Consider the following 16,625-nt stretch of genomic DNA (forward strand, 5'->3'; position numbering starts at 1 on the left):
CCGGGTGGATGTGGACGCCACCAGTGTGGCACTCGCACGCCACGACGTCCCAGGTCTCTGCGGTGTGCCGTGCCTCACATCGTCTCCGCGTCTTCCTCGCGGAGGTCCGGGTCGGCCGCGCCGTGCCACGATGGGGCGATGCCGCACCCGACGTCGACAGTCGAACCGTCCCGCCGGCAGCGTCGGGGACTGCGCTGGTCGGTTCTCGCCGCGGTGCTGTTGATCGCCGGTTGCGCGAGCACGAACACGCAGCGGTTCGATCTCGGCGCACCGGTGCCGGATTCGAGTTCGAACGGGTCGGGCACCTCGGTGGAACCGGATCCGACGGCGGCGCCGGTGAGCGGACCGCTCGCCCGGTTCTACGGCCAACGCATCGCGTGGGGGTCGTGTGCGGAGTTCGCCCCCGACGGTGGATATCCGCAGCAGCGTAGTCAGTGTGGCCGACTGACCGTCCCGGTCGACTACACCGACCCGACGGGTGCGACGGCGTCGCTCGCGGTGTTCCGGCTCAAGGCCGCCGACCGGGCGAACGGGATCCTGCTCACCAACCCCGGCGGGCCCGGGGGATCGGGTGTCGACTTCATGGCCTCGGCCGCCGCAGACTTCGCCGACCGCGACGTGAGTCGGACCCTCGACGTCGTCGGCTTCGATCCCCGCGGCGTGGGACGTTCGACGCCGCAGATCCGCTGTCGGACCGACGCCGAGCGCGACGCGGTGCGTGCCCGCGACTGGGTCGACACCAGCCCCGCCGGTATCGCCGCGGTCGAGAAGCGCAATGCGGCTGTGGGTTCGGCATGCGCGCGTCAGATGGGCGGCGACTTCCTGGCCCACGTCGGAACGGCGGACGTGATCGCCGACATGGACGTGCTGCGCGGCGCCCTGGGCTACGAGCAGCTGAACTATCTCGGCTACTCCTACGGCACGCTCATCGGCGCCGATTACGCCGAACGGTTCCCGACCCGTGTGCGGGCGATGGTCAACGACGGCGCCGTCGACCCGTCAGCCGACCCGGTCGCCGACGTCGTCGCGCAGACCGCGGGATTCCAGCGAGCGTTCGACGGCTTCGCCGCGGACTGTGTCACCCGACGTGGCTGTGCGCTCGGCACCGACCCGGCCCGGGCCACCGCGCGGTACCAGGAACTCACCCGACCGCTCATCGGTCGGCCCGCGCCGACGACCGATCCGCGGGGACTTACCTACGGCGACGCCCTCACCGGCACCGGGCAGGCGCTCTACAGCAAGAACCTGTGGCGGTACCTCCGCGACGGCCTCGCCGAACTCGCCGGCGGACGTGGCGACACCATGCTGCGGCTCGCCGACCTGTACGAGGGACGCGACCGCTCGGGTCGCTACGACAACAGCGCCGACGCCTTCACCGCCATCCGCTGTGTCGACGGACCACCCATCACCGACCGCGCGACGATCGACCGACTCGACACCGATCTACGACGGGCGGCGCCGTTCCGCGACGACGGTCGGGGAACCGGGCGCGGTTCGGCCGACGAGTGCGCGTTCTGGCCGGTGTCCCCCACCTCGCAGCCGCATCGGATCGCCGCGGCCGGTCTGCCGACGACGGTGGTGGTGTCGACCACCGACGATCCCGCCACGCCGTACGCCGCGGGTGTCTCGCTGGCCGGTCAGCTCGGTGCCCGCCTGATGACCTTCCGGGGCACCCAGCACACCGCGTCGTTCGAGGGCAACGCGTGCCTCGACGACCCGTTGACGAAGTACCTCGTCGATCTCACGTTGCCGCCGGTGGGTGCCACATGCTGAGACGCCGGTAGTCGAGCCCCAGTTGAGCGACCCCGATCCGCATCTGTAACACGGATTTAACAGCGCGCTTCTAGCCTCTGAACCATGGACCGCCAAAAGGAATTCGTCCTTCGCACCCTCGAAGAACGAGACATCCGATTCGTTCGACTGTGGTTCACCGACGTCCTGGGCTATCTCAAGTCGGTGGCCATCGCGCCGGCCGAACTCGAGGGTGCGTTCGCCGAGGGGATCGGCTTCGACGGATCGTCGATCGAGGGGTTCTCGCGGGTGTCGGAGGCCGACACCATCGCCAAGCCCGACCCGTCGACCTTCCAGGTCCTCCCGTGGACGACGAGTGCGGGCAAGCACCACTCGGCGCGAATGTTCTGCGACATCGCCATGCCCGACGGCACACCGTCGTGGGCCGACTCACGCCACGTGCTGCGGCGGCAGCTGAACAAGGCGGCCGACCAGGGTTTCACCTGCTACGTCCACCCCGAGATCGAGTTCTTTCTCATGAAGGACGCGCCGACCGACGGGTCGCCGCCCACGCCGTCGGACACCGGCGGCTACTTCGACCAGGTCGTGCACGGCAGCGCGCCCAACTTCCGACGCCACGCCATCGACGCGCTGGAGTCGATGGGCATCTCGGTCGAGTTCTCCCACCACGAGGGCGCCCCCGGCCAGCAGGAGATCGACCTGCGCTACGCCGACGCACTGTCGATGGCCGACAACGTGATGACCTTCCGCTACCTCGTGAAGGAGGTCGCGATCGGTGAGGGCGTGTGGGCGACGTTCATGCCCAAGCCCTTCAGCGAGCATCCCGGTTCTGCGATGCACACCCACATGAGCCTGTTCGAGGGCGACACCAACGCCTTCCACAACCCCGACGACCCGATGCAGCTGTCGCAGACGGGCAAGCACTTCATCGCCGGGATCCTCCACCACGCCTCGGAGCTGAGCGCGGTCACCAACCAGTGGGTCAACAGCTACAAGCGACTCATCCACGGTGGCGAGGCCCCGACGGCGGCGAGCTGGGGCGGCGCCAATCGTTCGGCACTGATCCGGCTGCCGCTCTACACCCCGAACAAGGCCTCGTCGCGGCGCATCGAGGTCCGCAGCCCCGACTCCGCCTGCAACCCGTATCTCACCTTCGCGGTGCTGCTCGCCGCCGGACTCAAGGGCATCGCCGAGCAGTACGAACTGCCCGACGAGGCCGAGGACGACGTGTGGGCGTTGACGTCGGCAGAGCGCCGCACCATGGGCTACAAGGAGCTCCCGGGCAGCCTCGGTGACGCACTGAAGGCGATGGAGTCCTCGGAACTGCTCGCCGAGGCGCTCGGTGAGCACGTGTTCGACTACTTCCTCCGCAACAAGTGGACCGAGTGGAACAACTACCGCAGCCAGGTCACGCCGTTCGAGCTGAAGAGCTACCTGGCGCTGTAGGCGCGGATCGGCCGGTCGCGCGCGCTGTGGCGCGGTGGCGCCGACTACGGTCGTGTCCGTGAGTTCACTCCCATCGAGGGCGGCGGTACCCGGCCCTGCGCGTCTCGGATTGATCGACGACTCCGCGGCGGCCGATCTGGCGACGCTCGGGTGGACCACGCCCGCTGATCTCGATGTGCTCTGGGCGCTGTCGCGCGCGCCCGACCCCGACCTCGCGCTGCGCGCGCTCATCCGGTTACGTGCCGCGGTCGGCGACACCTGGACCGAGGTCGACGACCGCATCCGTGGCCGCCGAACCTTCCGCGGCCGGCTGTTCGCGGTACTCGGTGCCTCGGAAGCCCTCGGCGATCACCTCGTCGCCGAGCCCGACACCTGGCATCTGCTCGACCCCGACCCGACAACCGACGACGGCCTGCCCGGGTTCGACGAGGTGCTGGCCACCATGCTCGCCGCGGTCGACGCGGTACCGGAACCCGGCGCTCTCGAGCGTGGCGACCGCGTCTATCGGGCGGGGATCACGGGCCCCGCCGCGGTGGTCGCGTTACGGACCGCGTACCGGAACATCCTGCTGCAGTTGGCGGCCCGCGATCTCGCGCCTGCCGTGGAGGACGAACCGGTGCTGTGGTTCCCGCAGGTCGGTCGGTACCTCGCCGACATGGCCGACGCCGCCCTGACCGCCTCGCTCGCCGTCGCGATCCGTGAGGTCTGCGGCGACGCGGCGTTGCCGGTACGTCTCGCGATCATCGCGATGGGCAAATGCGGTGCGCGCGAACTGAACTACGTCAGCGACGTCGACGTCATCTTCGTCAGCGACCCCGCCGACGGCATGTCGGCCCGCATCGCCGGCGAGGTCATGCGGATCGGCACGCTCGCGTTCTTCGAGGTCGACGCCGCGCTGCGGCCCGAGGGCAAGGCGGGCGCACTCACCCGCACGCTCGCCTCGCACGTCGCCTACTACCAGCGCTGGGCCAAGACCTGGGAGTTCCAGGCGCTGCTCAAGGCGCGACCGATGACCGGCGACATGGCCCTCGGCGCCGAGTACCTCGACGCGGTGTCGCCGATGGTGTGGGAGGCCTCCGAACGCGAGGACTTCGTGCCCGAGGTCCAGGCGATGCGCCGCCGGGTCGAGAAGATGGTGCCCGCCGACCTGCGGTCGCGCGAACTGAAATTGGGCAGCGGCAGCCTGCGCGATGTGGAGTTCGCCGTGCAGCTCCTTCAGCTGGTCCACGGTCGGGTCGACGACTCGCTGCGCGTGCTATCGACCGTCGACGCGCTCACCGCGCTCACCGCCGGGGGATACGTCGGCCGCGACGACGGCGCCAACCTGACGGCGTCGTATGAGTTCCTGCGGCTGCTCGAACACCGTCTGCAGCTGCAGAAGCTCAAGCGCACCCACCTCTTGCCCGAGTTCGACGACCGCGAGGCCATGCGCTTCCTCGCCCGCGCGGCCCACATCCGGCCCGAAGGCGATCTCGACGCGGCGGCGTCGTTGCGCGCGGAGATCCGCAGGCAGTCGCTACGGGTGCGTCGTCTGCACGAGAAGTTGTTCTACCGTCCGCTGCTCGACGCCGTCACCCGCATCGATGCCGACGAACTGCGACTGTCGGATGCCGCGGCCACCAAGCGCCTCGCCGCACTCGGTTACAACAAACCCGATCACGCGCTCAGTCATCTGCGCGCGCTGCTGTCCTCGGCCGGGCGCCGCGGTCAGATCCAGGAGCTGCTGCTCCCGACGTTGCTCGAATGGCTCAGCAACACACCCGATCCCGACGCGGGGCTGTTGAACTACCGCCGCCTGTGCGAGAGCCTCGCCGACCAGGACTGGTTCCTGCGGTTGCTGCGGGACGACGGTCTTGTCGCCGAACGGTTGATGCATGTCCTGGGCGCGTCGGCGTATGTCTCCGAGCTCCTCATGCGGTCGCCGGAGGTGATCCGCCTCTACGCCGACTCCGCGTCGGGCCCGAAGCTGTGCGAGGTGCCGCTGTCCGACGTCGCCAACGGTCTGATCGCCTCGGCGGTCCGCCAGTCCGACGCCAAACGTGCGATCGCGGTCGCGAGGTCGCACCGGCGAGCCGAACTCGTCCGGGTCGCCTCGGCCGACATCCTCGGGATGCTCGACACCCCGGCGGTGTGCGCGGCGTTGTCGGGTGTGTGGGCGGCGGTGCTCAACGCGGCGCTCAAGGTCGTGATCGCCGAATCCGCCGCTGCTCGTGGGGCCGCCGCCCCGGCGCGGATCGCGGTGATCGGGATGGGGCGTCTCGGCGGTCAGGAACTCGGATACGGCTCCGACGCCGATGTGCTGTTCGTCTGCGATCCGATCCGGCCCGAGGGGGACGGTGGCGAGACAGGGGAGGTCGACGAGGCCGCGGCGGTGCGGTGGGCCAACACCATCGCCGACCGTGTCCGCACCCTGCTGAACACCCCCAGTGCCGATCCGCCGCTCGAGATCGACACCGGTCTGCGGCCCGAGGGGCGCAACGGACCGGTGGTGCGGACGTTGGCGGCCTACCGCGCCTACTACAGCCAGTGGGCGAAGCCGTGGGAGATCCAGGCGCTGTTGCGCGCCCATCAGGTCGCCGGTGACGAGGACCTCGGCGTCGCCTTCCTCCACATGGCCGATCGCATCCGTTATCCCGATGGAGGTGTCTCGGCCGACGCGGTGCGTGAGATCCGTCGGATCAAGGCGCGAGTCGACGCCGAGCGGCTGCCGCGCGGGGCCGATCCGGCGACGCACACGAAACTCGGTCGCGGTGGGCTCGCCGATGTGGAGTGGACGGTGCAGCTGCTCCAACTCCGCCACGGGCACCGTCTGACCTCGCTGCACAACACCTCCACGCTGCAGTGCCTCGACGCCATCGGATCGGCCGAGATCCTCTCCGAGACCGACGTGGGGCTGCTCAAGGAGGCATGGTTGACCGCGACCAAGGCCCGCAACGCCCTGGTGCTGGTGCGAGGCAAGGCGATCGACCAACTCCCCGGGCCGGGGCAGCAACTGCGCGCCGTCGCGTTCGCCGCGGGATGGCCCGAGGATCAGGCGTCGGAGTTCCTCGACAACTACCTGCGGGTCACCCGTCGCGCCAAGGCCGTCGTCCTGAAGGTCTTCGGTGGCTGATCCGATGTCGGTGTGGCCGTGGTGAGGACGGCCGCACACGAACGACGTCCGCTGGCACGCTTCGCAACTGTCGTCGCAGTGCTCGTCGGTTGGGCGCTCGCCGCGGTGGTGATGACGGCGCTGTGGTTGCACTGGTATCCGGGACGGGGGCGGGTCTCCACCGCCGCGGCCTCGGCGGTGCCGTGGCTTCTGCTCGCGGCGGTCCCCGCGGTACTCCTGCTGGGGCTGGCGCGCCGGTGGATCTCGGTGGCGCTGACACTGGCCCTCGCTGTCGCCGGCCTCACCACCCAGCTGCCGCTGCTGGTCGCATCCACCGCGCCCGCGGGCCGTGCGATCGTCGTGGTGCAGTTGAACATCAAGCTCGGTGCCGGCGACGTCGGCGAGCTCGTCGACATCGTGTCGCGTGAACGCGCCGACCTGCTGACCATCGAGGAACTGACACCGCAGGCGCTCACGCGCCTGCAGGCCACCGATCTACGGGCGACGATGCCGTATCTGTATGCGGTCCCCGGAACCGGTGGGGTGGGAACGGCGATCGCGAGCCGGTACCCGTTGCGCGACACCGTCGCCCTCGACGGTTACGCCCTGAACAACCTGCGGGCGGTCGTCGATCTGCCGGGCGCCCCGGCGACGACGGTGTTCGCGGTGCACCCGATCCCGCCGTATCCGTACAAACCCGATCGCTGGGTGCGGGAGATGCGCACCCTGCGCGAGACCGTCCACGCGGCCCGCGGGGCCCACGTGATCGTCAGCGGTGACCTCAACTCGACCTGGGATCACCAGCAGTTCCGTGCGTTGGCCGACAACGGGTTCGGTGACGCGACCGAGCAGGCCGGGGCGCGCTGGGCGATGACCTATCCCGCAGACCGCTGGTTCCCTCCGGTGATCGCCATCGATCACGTTGTGTCGCATGGTTTCACCGCGCGCTCACTGCGCACCGTGTCGGTGCCGGGATCGGATCACCGCGCGCTGGTGGTGCGGCTGGCGGTGAACTGATCCCGCCTGCGTCAGTCCGTGGTCTGTGCGCGTGCCAGGGCGGCGACCGCCTGGGCCAGCGTCTCGACCGACTCCGCGAGCAACGCGTGTCCGCGATCGTCGTCGAGGTGGGATTTCGCGATCGCGGCGATACCCGCCGCGGTGTCGGCGCGTTCTGCTGCCTGTTCGAAGCTCACGATCGCTCACCTTTTTCTCGTCGTCGCGCGGGGATCGTCGATGTGACCCCTCTCCGACGACCCTACTGACCCGGCCCGGGTTCGCGGGTCCGGTCCGGGCGAGAAGAGTCGGGGCGGGGAGGCGGTGTCAGGCGGCGAGAAACCGTTCGATGCGGATGTCCTCGATCGGGTAGCCGGCGTCGAGCAGCCACTCGCCGAGGGTGTCGACGTACTCGCTCGACCCGCACAGGTACAGAAGTGGTCGTGACTCGACGGGCAGGATCGCCGCCGTGAACTCCTCGCGGGTGATGCGCCCGGGTGGGCGGGTGTCGCCGGGCCCGGCGGTGCGGGTGAAGAACCAGTCGACGTGGAGTCGATCGGCGGCGGCCAAGGCGGCGAACTCGTCGCCGAAGAACGCCTGCTCGGGCGATCGCGCGGAGTACAGCAATCGCATGGTCGTCTCCGGTCGGGTGGTCTCCCGGAGGCGGATCATCGCCATCAGCGGTGTGATGCCCGAACCGCCCGCGACGAGCTGCACCGGCCGGGAGGGATCGGTGTCGGCGCCGCTGTGAGTGCCTGGTTCGGCGCCGGTGTCGACCGGGGGCCAGACGAACTGCATGCCGATGGGGCCGGCGATCTCGACCTGTTCGCCGATCTCGAGGTCGTGCACCAGGAACGGCGACACCTCACCGTCATCGAGTTCCTCGACACCGACGGCGACGGTGTCGCCGCCCTCCCGCACATCGGACAGCGAGTACGAGCGCGACGTCGAATAGCCATCCGGCGCGGTCAGTTTGATGTCGATGTGCTGTCCGGCACGAGCGCCGGGGAAACCGGGGATGTGCAGCCAGATCGACCGCGCGGTGTCGGTCTCACGCACCGCGCCCACCACGGTCGCGACCCGCCACGTCGTCATCGCGTCCACCTGTCACGCATAGCGTTGCTCACGCCACGGGTCGCCGTACATGTTGTAGCCGTTGGCCTCCCAGAAACCGGGTTCGTCGGCCGACATCAGGTGCAGCTCGTGGACCCACTTCGCACTCTTCCAGAAGTACAGATGGGGCACCACGAGCCGAGCCGGGCCGCCGTGTTCGGCAGCGAGCGGCGTGCCGTCGAAGGTGTGGGCGATCATCGCCTTCCCGTCGACGAGGTCGGCCAGCGGCATGTTCGTGGTGTATCCGCCGTAGCAGCTCGCCATCACGTGCGTCCCTGCGTCGCGCAGCCCGGCGGCGTCGAGCAGGGTGTCGACCGACACGCCCTTCCACCTGGTCCCCAGCTTCGACCATCGTGTGACGCAGTGGATGTCGACGGTGATCTCCTGCTGCGGCAGGGCGGTGAACTCTGCCCACGTCCACCGATGGCCGCCACCGTCCGGCGCCGTGAGGGACAGCGCCCAGCGCTCGGTGCGCACGATCGGGGTCGCGGCCAGCGACATCACCGGGAAATCGGTGGTGAGGTACTGACCGGGCGGCAGCTGCGGTCCGGGACGCTCCTTGCGACGGAAGCGCGGGTTGATGACGGCCATGGGGACAGTATCGACGCTTCGCGGCCCACAGACGACTCCACCCGCCCTACTCGAGAGCAGGACGGGTGGAGGGTCGAGTTGCTGTGCGCGACTCAGCAGTCGGTCGTCGGAGACGACTCAGCAGTCGTAGTAGAGCGAGAACTCGTACGGGTGGGGACGGATCTGCACGGGCATGATCTCGTTCTCACGCTTGAGGTTGATCCAGGTCTCGATCAGGTCCTCGGTGAACACGCCACCGGCGGTGAGGTAGTCGTGGTCCTCCTCGAGGCGGTCGATGACCGCGGCGAGCGACGTCGGGGCCTGCGGGATGCCCTTCGCCTCCTCCGGCGGGAGCTCGTAGAGGTCCTTGTCGACGGGCTCGTGCGGCTCGATCTTGTTCTTGATGCCGTCGAGGCCGGCCATCATCATCGCGGCGAACGCCAGGTACGGGTTGCCCGAGCTGTCGGGGCAGCGGAACTCCAGGCGCTTGGCCTTGGGGTTGTTGCCCGTGATGGGGATACGCACGCAGGCACTGCGGTTGCGCTGGCTGTAGACCAGGTTGATCGGGGCCTCGTAGCCGGGGACCAGACGCTTGTAGGAGTTCACCGTGGGGTTGGTGAACGCCAGCAGCGACGGTGCGTGGTGCAGGATGCCGCCGATGTAGTGGCGCGCCAGGTCCGACAGGCCCGCGTACCCGGCCTCGTCGTGGAACAGCGGCTTGCCGTCCTTCCACAGCGACTGGTGGGCGTGCATGCCCGAACCGTTGTCACCGAAGAGGGGCTTGGGCATGAAGGTGACCGACTTGCCGTTCTGCCACGCTGTGTTCTTGCAGATGTACTTGAACAGCATCACGTCGTCGGCGGCGTGGAGCAGGGTGTTGAACTTGTAGTTGATCTCGGTCTGTCCGCCGGTGCCCACCTCGTGGTGGCCGCGCTCGAGGGTGAACCCCGAGTTGGTCAGGTTGGTGGAGATCTCGTCGCGCAGGTCGACGTAGTGGTCGTAGGGCGCGACGGGGAAGTACCCGCCCTTGGGGCGCACCTTGTAGCCCAGGTTGGGGGTTCCGTCGGGATCGACGGGCGAGCCGGCGTTCCACCAACCCGACGACGACTCGACCTCGTAATGCGTCGAGTTGATGTCGGAGCTGAACGACACCGAGTCGAAGATGTAGAACTCGGCCTCGGCGCCGAAGAAGCAGGTGTCGGCGATACCGGTGCTGGCGAGGTAGTCCTGCGCCTTGCGCGCGACGTTGCGCGGGTCGCGGCTGTAGGCCTCACGCGTGAACGGGTCGTGGACGAAGAAGCTGAGGTTCATCGTCTTGGCCTTGCGGAACGGATCGATCCGCGCGGTCGCCGGGTCGGGCAGCAGCATCATGTCGGACTCGTCGATGGACTGGAATCCGCGAACCGACGAACCGTCGAACGCGAGACCGTCTTCGAACACGCTCTCGTCGAAGGCCGAGGCCGGGATCGAGAAGTGCTGCATCACTCCCGGGAGGTCACAGAAGCGGATGTCGACGTACTCGACGCCCTCGCTCTTGATGCCTTCGAGAAGTTCTTCCTGTGTGTTGTACACCTGTCGGTGACTCCTTCATGCTGTCGGCCGCTGTGGTCACAGGTGGCCGGTTACGGGGTGTTGCGCACTCCATACACTAGCCGCCGCGTCTGCGCTGATCGGCGGCCTATGATGCATTCATGGGTCGTACAACTGGTTCGTGGCTGTCGGGTCCGCAGGCAGGCCTCGACAACACCGACGTCGGGGCATATCGCGGTGAGACCCTCGGCCTGCCCGAATCCGGTCCGGGTTCGCTCGTGTCGTCGTGGCAGCGCGTTCTCGGGCTCTTCGTCGACTGGGTCATGTGTTACGGCGTGTCCCTGCTGTTCGTGGGGTTCCTGTCGCCGTCGCTGTCGACCGTGGTGCTCGCCGTCTGGTTCGTCGTCGGCGTCGTGACCGTCACCCTGTTCTCGTTCACCCCGGGCCAGTTCATCGTCGGGATGCGGGTCGCCCGTGTCGACGGCGGGGGATCGGTCGGCATCGTGCGCGCCGTCGCACGTCAGATCCTGATCGTGTTCATCGTGCCGCCGCTGGTGAACGACGCGATCGGTCGCGGGATGCACGATCGCGCCACCGGGACCGCGCTGGTCCGCTCGCGCTGACCTCTCGGATCGGACGCGTCGTCAGCGTCGACGCATCGAGCGCTGCACATTGCGCATCTTCGCTCCGGCGGGCATCGGGCCCTTGGGGATCCCCGGGCCGCCCTGACGACCACCGAGCGCGGCGAGACGTGATTCGAGAGCGTCCATCCGCTTGCCGTTGATGTTCTTCGGCAGCTTGTTGAGATGTCGCTCGAGACGCTTGAGCGGGACCTGACCGTCGTCGTTGCCGACGATCACGTCGTAGATCGGGGTGTCGCCGACGACGCGGGCGATCTTCTTCTTCTCCTGCGCCAGCAGGCCTTTCACGCGATTCGGTGCGCCCTCACCGACGAGGATGACGCCCGGCTTGCCGATCACGCGGTGGACGGCGTCGAGGTGCGAGGTACCGGTGACGGCCTGCTTCACCCGCCACTGACCGCGCAGGTTGTCCAGGGCCCAGCCCGCGGCGCCCGCCTGCCCCTCGGCCTTGGCGAACACGCTCTTCTGCACACGGCGACCGAAGATGATGAAAGCGATCAGCAGACCCAGGACCACGCCGAGCGGGATGAGGAAGAACAACGCGCCGACGAGCAGACCGATGACGGTGAACACCGCGATGCTCGCGACGAGGCTGCCGATCATCAGCGGCAGCAGCAGCTTGTCGTCCTTGCGCTGCATCTGGAAGGCCTGCCAGAGCTGCTTGCGCCGGTCGCGCGACGCCTTCTTGCGGGCAGCCTTCGCAGCTGCCTTCGCCTCTTTGGTCGCCTGTGCCTTAGCCATGGGTTTCAGGATACTGGCGGTGCGGACGCCGATCGCCGCGGGCGGCGCCATCGCGCCGCCGCCGGCATCCGGGTCAGCGTGCGGCGAGGCGGGAGAGCACCGAGGTGGCCTCCTGCGATGCGCCCGATTCGTCGGCGAGGTGCGCCATCGACTCGGGCAGTTCGCGGCCGTGACGCCGCATCGCCTGCGCGTAAAGGCGCCCCGCGCGGTACGACGACCGCACCAGCGGACCCGCCATCACGCCGGCGAAGCCGAGTTCGGTGGCGAAGTCGGAGTGTTCGACGAACTCCTCGGGCTTGACCCACCGGTCGACCGGGTGATGCCGCGGCGAGGGGCGCAGGTACTGCGTGATCGTGATGATGTCGCAGCCGGCGTCGTGCAGGTCGGCCAGGCCCTCGCGCACCTCGCCGGGCGTCTCGCCCATGCCGAGGATCAGGTTCGACTTGGTGACCAGACCCGCGTCGCGCGCTGCGGTGATGACGTCGAGGCTGCGCTGGTACCGGAAGGCGGGACGGATCCGCTTGAAGATGCGCGGCACCGTCTCGACGTTGTGCGCCAACACCTCCGGGCGGGATCCGAACACCTCGGCAAGCTGATCGGGCTCGTTGTTGAAGTCGGGGATGAGCAGCTCGACGCCCGTCGCGGGGTTGAGGCGCTTGATCTCGCGAACGGTCTCGGCGTATAGCCATGCGCCGCCGTCGGGCAAATCGTCGCGGGCGACACCGGTGATGGTCGAGTACCGCAGACCCATGGCCTGCACGCTCTCCGCGACCCGACGGGGCTCGTCGCGGTCGAGGTCGTCGGGCTTGCCGGTGTCGATCTGGCAGAAGTCACAGCGGCGGGTGCACTGTTCGCCACCGATGAGGAAGGTGGCCTCGCGGTCCTCCCAGCACTCATAGATGTTGGGGCACCCGGCCTCTTCGCACACCGTGTGCAGGCCCTCACGTTTGACGAGCTTCTTGAGTTCGGTGAACTCCGGGCCCATGGTCGCGCGGGTGCGGATCCACTCCGGCTTGCGCTCGATCGGGGTCTGCGCATTGCGCACCTCGAGCCGGAGGAGCTTACGGCCCGCCGGGGCCGCGGGAGCCGCATCGGTGGTGTCCGGGGAATGGTCCTGGTGAACAGTCACCGGATCGATGCTACGCCGTGCCCGACCAGCGGCACGTCGGGCGCAGGGCCCGTCGCCACGGTCGGATCACCCTCGGCGGAACCGGCTGCGAGTGTGCCGTCGAGCGCTGCGGAGACGGCGTCGGCGACGGCGTCACGCACGGAGTCGACGGGCACCGCACGGCCGAGTTCGACGGCGAGTGATGTGACCCCGGCGTCGGGGATCCCGCACGGCACGATGGTCCCGAACGCCGACAGATCGGGTTCGCAGTTCAGCGCGAAGCCGTGCAACGCGACACCGCGGGCCACCCGGATGCCGATCGCACCGATTTTGCGTTCGGGGCGCCTGGTCGCCGGATCGGCTGCCACCCACGCGCCGGACCGTCCTTCGACACGTCCGGCGACTACTCCGAGAGACGCGCAGACCGAGATCATGGCCTCTTCGATGCGGCGCACGTAGTCGACGACGTCGAGGGGCTCGGCGAGAGCGACGATGGGGTAGCCCACCAGCTGCCCCGGGCCGTGCCAGGTGATCTTGCCGCCGCGGTCGACGTCGACGACCGGCGTACCGTCCGACGGTCGGTCCTCGGGTGCGGTGCGCTTGCCCGCCGTATAGACGGGTGGGTGCTCGAGCAACAACAGGACGTCGTGGTCGAGAGTCCCGTCGGCGCGGTCGGCTGCGAGGCGGTGCTGCAGCTCGAAGGCATCGGCGTACTCCACGAGCCCCGACGATCGGACCTCGATCGGGGTGGTGACGCGACGTGCGCGTCCCGACCGCGGGTCAGGCATTGGCGTACTCCATGCCGTCGTCGATGGTGGGGTGGACGAACGTGAAACCGGCGTCGGTGAGCGCCTTGGGGACCGCGCGTTGTCCGCCGAGGAGCATCTCGCGCGCGAGTTCGCCACCGGCGAGGCGCAGCAGCGGCGCGGGCACCGGCAGCACGGCCGGTCGGTGGACCGAACGGCCGAAGGCGGCGGTGAACTCGGCGTTCGTGACCGGCTGCGGCGCGGTGAGATTCACCGGACCCGACAGCTCGTGGTCGAGCACGAACCGGACCGCGCGGACATGGTCGACGAGGCTGATCCACGACATGTACTGGTGGCCGGCGCCGAGTCGACCGCCGAGACCGAGCTTGAACAGCGGACGCAGCTTGCCCAACAGACCGCCCGACGGCGACAGCACCGGCGCGGTCCGGATGGCGACCACCCGTGCGTCGGTGGCCAGCGCCGCGGTGCGCTCCCAGTCCTTGGCGAGCTCGGCGAGGAAACCACTGCCCGCAGGGCTGTCCTCGGTCATCTCGGGGAAGTCCCCGTCACCGCTCCCGAGGTTGCCGTCGCCGTCGGAACCGAAGCCGTAGATGCCGGTGGCACTCGAGCTGATGAACACCGGGACCCCGGTCGCGAGGATTGCGTCGGCGAGCACCTGGGTCGGCACCATGCGGCTGTCGCGCAGCTTCTGCTTGAACTCGCCCGACCAGGGCCGGTTGCCGATGCCCACTCCGCAGAGGTTGATCACGGCGTCGACACCGTCGAGCGCGTCCGGGGTCAACCCGAACGACTCGGGCGCCCAACCGATCTCGTCGGGCGTCCGCGGCTCGTGACGCACCAGGCGTCGCACCTCGTGCCCGTCGGAACGGAGCGACGCGGTGAGTGCGGTACCGATCAGGCCGGACGAACCGGCGATCGCCACCCGCATCAGACTCCCAGGTCCGCCCCGAACGCCGCTTCTTCCAGACGATGCTTGACCGTGGTGAGGAAGCGACCGGCGTCGGCGCCGTCGACCAGCCGGTGGTCATAGGTCAACGGCAGGAACGACATCGAGCGCACGGCGATCGACTCCGAACCGTCCTCGGCGGTGATCACCGTGGGCCGCTTGACGATCGCACCGGTGCCCAGCATCGCCGCCTGCGGCGGGACCAGGATCGGGGTGTCGAACAGTGCGCCCTGGCTGCCGATGTTGGTGATGGTGAACGTGCCACCGGCCAACTCGTCGGGCTTGAGCTTGTTCTCCCGTGCCCGCGACGCGATGTCGGCGATGGCCCGGGCGAGCCCGGCGATCGACAGGTCGTCGGCGTTGTGGATCACCGGCGACAGCAGACCCTGCTCGGTGTCGACGGCGATGCCGAGGTTCACCGACCCGTGGTAGGTGATCTCCTTGGCGTCCTCGTCGATGCTGGCGTTCACGTTCGGGTGCGCCTTGAGCGCCTCCACCGTCGCCTTGGCGATGATCGGGAGGTAGGTGAGGTTGACCCCCTCCGACGCCTTGAACGACGCCTTGGCGGCGGCGCGCAGGGCGACGACACGGGTCAGATCGACCTCGAAGACCTGCGTCAGCTGTGCGCTGGTCTGCAGGGATTCGCGGGTCTTCTTCGCCGTGATGAGGCGGATCCGGTTGACCTTCTGGGTGGTCCCGCGCAGCTCGGCGAGCTCGGGACGCACACCCTTCGGGGCCGACTTCGTCTCGGTGGGAGCCGACGCCGCAGGTGCCTGGGCCGGTTCGCTCTTCTCCTGCGCCGGGGCCTTGGCCGCCTCGGCCGCGGCGAGCACGTCCTGCTTGCGGATACGGCCGCCGACGCCGGTGCCCTTGACCGAGTCGAGGTCGACGTTGTTCTCGCCGGCGAGCTTGCGGACCAGCGGGGTCACGTACGGCGTCGACGACGCGCTGTCGGACGAGGAGTCGGACTTCTTCGCGTCGGGTTCGGGCTTCTCGCCGGTCTCCGACGACGACGGCGGGGTCTCCGGCTCGCGCTGGGACTCCGCGGTCTCGCTCTTCGGCTTCTCCGACTTCTCGGGTTCGGCCTTCTTCTCGGGTTCGGGCTCGGACTTCGCCTCGGGCTCGGGTTCCTTCTCGGGTTCGGGTTCGGGCTCGTCGGAACCCGACGAGGCGGCGTCGGCCGAACCGATGACCGCGAGTCGTCCACCGACCTCGACGACGTCGTCCTCGTTCGCGATGATCTCGAGCAGGGTGCCGGCGACCGGCGACGGGATCTCGGTGTCGACCTTGTCGGTGGACACCTCGAGCAGTGGCTCGTCCTCGGCCACCTCGTCGCCGACGGACTTCAACCAGTTTGTGACGGTGCCCTCGGTGACCGACTCGCCCAGCTCGGGCATGGTGACGTCGGTGCCCTCGGAGCTCCCACCGGACTTCGCGCCCGCGGTCGGCTTCTTCGCCGGCTCGTCGGCGTCGGCCGACGGTTCGGGCTCGTCGGCGGGGGAGTCGCCCTCGGTGTCGGTGGGCGCGGTCCCGCCGGCCTCGTCGGAGGAATCGTCGGAGTCGGACCCGGCGTCGTCATCGCCGTCGTCGGAGGAATCGTCGGACGAACTGCTCGCCTCGTCGGCGTCACCGATCTCGGCGAGTGCGCCACCGACCTCGACGACGTCGTCCTCCTGGGCGAGGATCTTCGTCAGCACACCGGAAGTGGGAGCGGGGATCTCGGTGTCGACCTTGTCGGTCGAGACCTCGAGCAACGGCTCGTCCTCGGTGACCTCGTCGCCCTCCTGCTTGAGCCACCGGGTGACTGTTCCCTCGGTGACGCTTTCACCCAGGGCGGGCATCTCAACAGAGAAGGCCATGCTTGTCGACTCCTCGACTCGTGTTTCCGATGGTGCGGGATCTGCCCGGTCGCGGCGGGTGTGGCTCG

Annotated in this window: 14 protein-coding genes; 5 read left to right on the top strand and 9 right to left on the bottom strand. The window is 68.9% G+C overall.

Annotated features, from left to right (window positions below; all coding sequences use genetic code 11):
• Positions 1-138: 138 nt before the first annotated feature.
• The 4 genes from ACLBW1_RS16365 (at position 139) to ACLBW1_RS16380 (ending at position 7,306) form a co-directional block, all read left to right on the top strand.
• Positions 139-1,773 (top strand): alpha/beta hydrolase, encoded by a 1,635-nt coding sequence (locus ACLBW1_RS16365; RefSeq protein ID WP_447812843.1) that lies wholly within the window; start codon positions 139-141, stop codon positions 1,771-1,773.
• 84 nt (positions 1,774-1,857) lie between these two features.
• Positions 1,858-3,198 carry a type I glutamate--ammonia ligase gene (gene glnA / locus ACLBW1_RS16370; RefSeq protein ID WP_447812844.1) on the top strand — a complete coding sequence of 447 codons (1,341 nt, stop codon included), beginning with the start codon at positions 1,858-1,860 and terminating at the stop codon, positions 3,196-3,198.
• A 58-nt stretch (positions 3,199-3,256) separates the two neighbouring features.
• Positions 3,257-6,310 carry a bifunctional [glutamine synthetase] adenylyltransferase/[glutamine synthetase]-adenylyl-L-tyrosine phosphorylase gene (locus ACLBW1_RS16375; RefSeq protein ID WP_447812845.1) on the top strand — a complete coding sequence of 1,018 codons (3,054 nt, stop codon included), beginning with the start codon at positions 3,257-3,259 and terminating at the stop codon, positions 6,308-6,310.
• A 21-nt stretch (positions 6,311-6,331) separates the two neighbouring features.
• A complete protein-coding gene (locus ACLBW1_RS16380) occupies positions 6,332-7,306 on the top strand; it encodes an endonuclease/exonuclease/phosphatase family protein (protein ID WP_447812846.1) in 975 nt (324 codons plus the stop codon).
• Between the two features lie 11 nt (positions 7,307-7,317).
• Here the strand turns inward: ACLBW1_RS16380 and ACLBW1_RS16385 are convergent, their stop codons facing one another.
• The 4 genes from ACLBW1_RS16385 to glnA (ACLBW1_RS16400) all read right to left on the bottom strand — a co-directional run bounded on the left by ACLBW1_RS16385 (position 7,318) and on the right by glnA (ACLBW1_RS16400) (position 10,537).
• The gene (locus ACLBW1_RS16385) at positions 7,318-7,482 is read right to left on the bottom strand and encodes a hypothetical protein (RefSeq protein WP_156378083.1); all 165 of its coding nucleotides are present in this window, start codon (positions 7,480-7,482) and stop codon (positions 7,318-7,320) included.
• A 127-nt stretch (positions 7,483-7,609) separates the two neighbouring features.
• Positions 7,610-8,377, bottom strand: a complete 768-nt coding sequence (locus ACLBW1_RS16390; RefSeq protein WP_447812847.1) for an FAD-binding oxidoreductase — start codon at positions 8,375-8,377, stop codon at positions 7,610-7,612.
• A gap of 12 nt (positions 8,378-8,389) precedes the next feature.
• Positions 8,390-8,986 (bottom strand): sulfite oxidase-like oxidoreductase, encoded by a 597-nt coding sequence (locus tag ACLBW1_RS16395; protein WP_447812848.1) that lies wholly within the window; start codon positions 8,984-8,986, stop codon positions 8,390-8,392.
• Positions 8,987-9,103: 117 nt separating this feature from the next.
• Positions 9,104-10,537, bottom strand: a complete 1,434-nt coding sequence (gene glnA, locus ACLBW1_RS16400) for a type I glutamate--ammonia ligase (protein WP_447812849.1) — start codon at positions 10,535-10,537, stop codon at positions 9,104-9,106.
• Positions 10,538-10,656: 119 nt separating this feature from the next.
• Here glnA (ACLBW1_RS16400) and ACLBW1_RS16405 point away from each other — a divergent pair, with 119 nt between their 5' ends.
• Positions 10,657-11,118 (top strand): RDD family protein, encoded by a 462-nt coding sequence (locus tag ACLBW1_RS16405; RefSeq protein WP_447812850.1) that lies wholly within the window; start codon positions 10,657-10,659, stop codon positions 11,116-11,118.
• 21 nt (positions 11,119-11,139) lie between these two features.
• On the opposite strand, the gene ACLBW1_RS16410 is transcribed toward ACLBW1_RS16405, so the two are convergent.
• From ACLBW1_RS16410 to sucB, 5 genes are all read right to left on the bottom strand, one after another.
• Positions 11,140-11,877, bottom strand: a complete 738-nt coding sequence (locus tag ACLBW1_RS16410) for a DUF4191 domain-containing protein (RefSeq protein ID WP_447812851.1) — start codon at positions 11,875-11,877, stop codon at positions 11,140-11,142.
• A gap of 73 nt (positions 11,878-11,950) precedes the next feature.
• Positions 11,951-13,006, bottom strand: coding sequence for a lipoyl synthase (lipA, locus tag ACLBW1_RS16415; protein ID WP_447812852.1), 1,056 nt, complete (start codon positions 13,004-13,006; stop codon positions 11,951-11,953).
• A complete protein-coding gene (lipB, locus tag ACLBW1_RS16420; protein ID WP_447812853.1) occupies positions 13,003-13,773 on the bottom strand; it encodes a lipoyl(octanoyl) transferase LipB in 771 nt (256 codons plus the stop codon). Before lipB ends, lipA begins: the two co-directional genes overlap by 4 nt.
• Positions 13,766-14,680 (bottom strand): TIGR01777 family oxidoreductase, encoded by a 915-nt coding sequence (locus ACLBW1_RS16425; RefSeq protein ID WP_447812854.1) that lies wholly within the window; start codon positions 14,678-14,680, stop codon positions 13,766-13,768. The genes lipB and ACLBW1_RS16425 overlap by 8 nt, the downstream gene beginning before the upstream one ends.
• Complete coding sequence (gene sucB / locus ACLBW1_RS16430; RefSeq protein WP_447812855.1) at positions 14,680-16,557, bottom strand: 2-oxoglutarate dehydrogenase, E2 component, dihydrolipoamide succinyltransferase; 1,878 nt, start codon at positions 16,555-16,557, stop codon at positions 14,680-14,682. The genes ACLBW1_RS16425 and sucB overlap by 1 nt, the downstream gene beginning before the upstream one ends.
• Between the last annotated feature and the right edge of the window lie 68 nt (positions 16,558-16,625).

Source organism: Williamsia sp. M5A3_1d, assembly GCF_053345315.1.

Excerpts from the sequence above, each read along its gene's own strand:
- ACLBW1_RS16425 (WP_447812854.1), bottom strand. The coding sequence starts at position 14,680 with ATGCGGGTGGCGATCGCCGGTTCGTCCGGCCTGATCGGTACCGCACTC.
- sucB (WP_447812855.1), bottom strand. The coding sequence starts at position 16,557 with ATGGCCTTCTCTGTTGAGATGCCCGCCCTGGGTGAAAGCGTCACCGAG.
- ACLBW1_RS16405 (WP_447812850.1), top strand. The coding sequence starts at position 10,657 with ATGGGTCGTACAACTGGTTCGTGGCTGTCGGGTCCGCAGGCAGGCCTC.
- ACLBW1_RS16410 (WP_447812851.1), bottom strand. The coding sequence starts at position 11,877 with ATGGCTAAGGCACAGGCGACCAAAGAGGCGAAGGCAGCTGCGAAGGCT.
- ACLBW1_RS16390 (WP_447812847.1), bottom strand. The coding sequence starts at position 8,377 with ATGACGACGTGGCGGGTCGCGACCGTGGTGGGCGCGGTGCGTGAGACC.
- ACLBW1_RS16365 (WP_447812843.1), top strand. The coding sequence starts at position 139 with ATGCCGCACCCGACGTCGACAGTCGAACCGTCCCGCCGGCAGCGTCGG.
- ACLBW1_RS16395 (WP_447812848.1), bottom strand. The coding sequence starts at position 8,986 with ATGGCCGTCATCAACCCGCGCTTCCGTCGCAAGGAGCGTCCCGGACCG.
- glnA (WP_447812844.1), top strand. The coding sequence starts at position 1,858 with ATGGACCGCCAAAAGGAATTCGTCCTTCGCACCCTCGAAGAACGAGAC.
- lipB (WP_447812853.1), bottom strand. The coding sequence starts at position 13,773 with ATGCCTGACCCGCGGTCGGGACGCGCACGTCGCGTCACCACCCCGATC.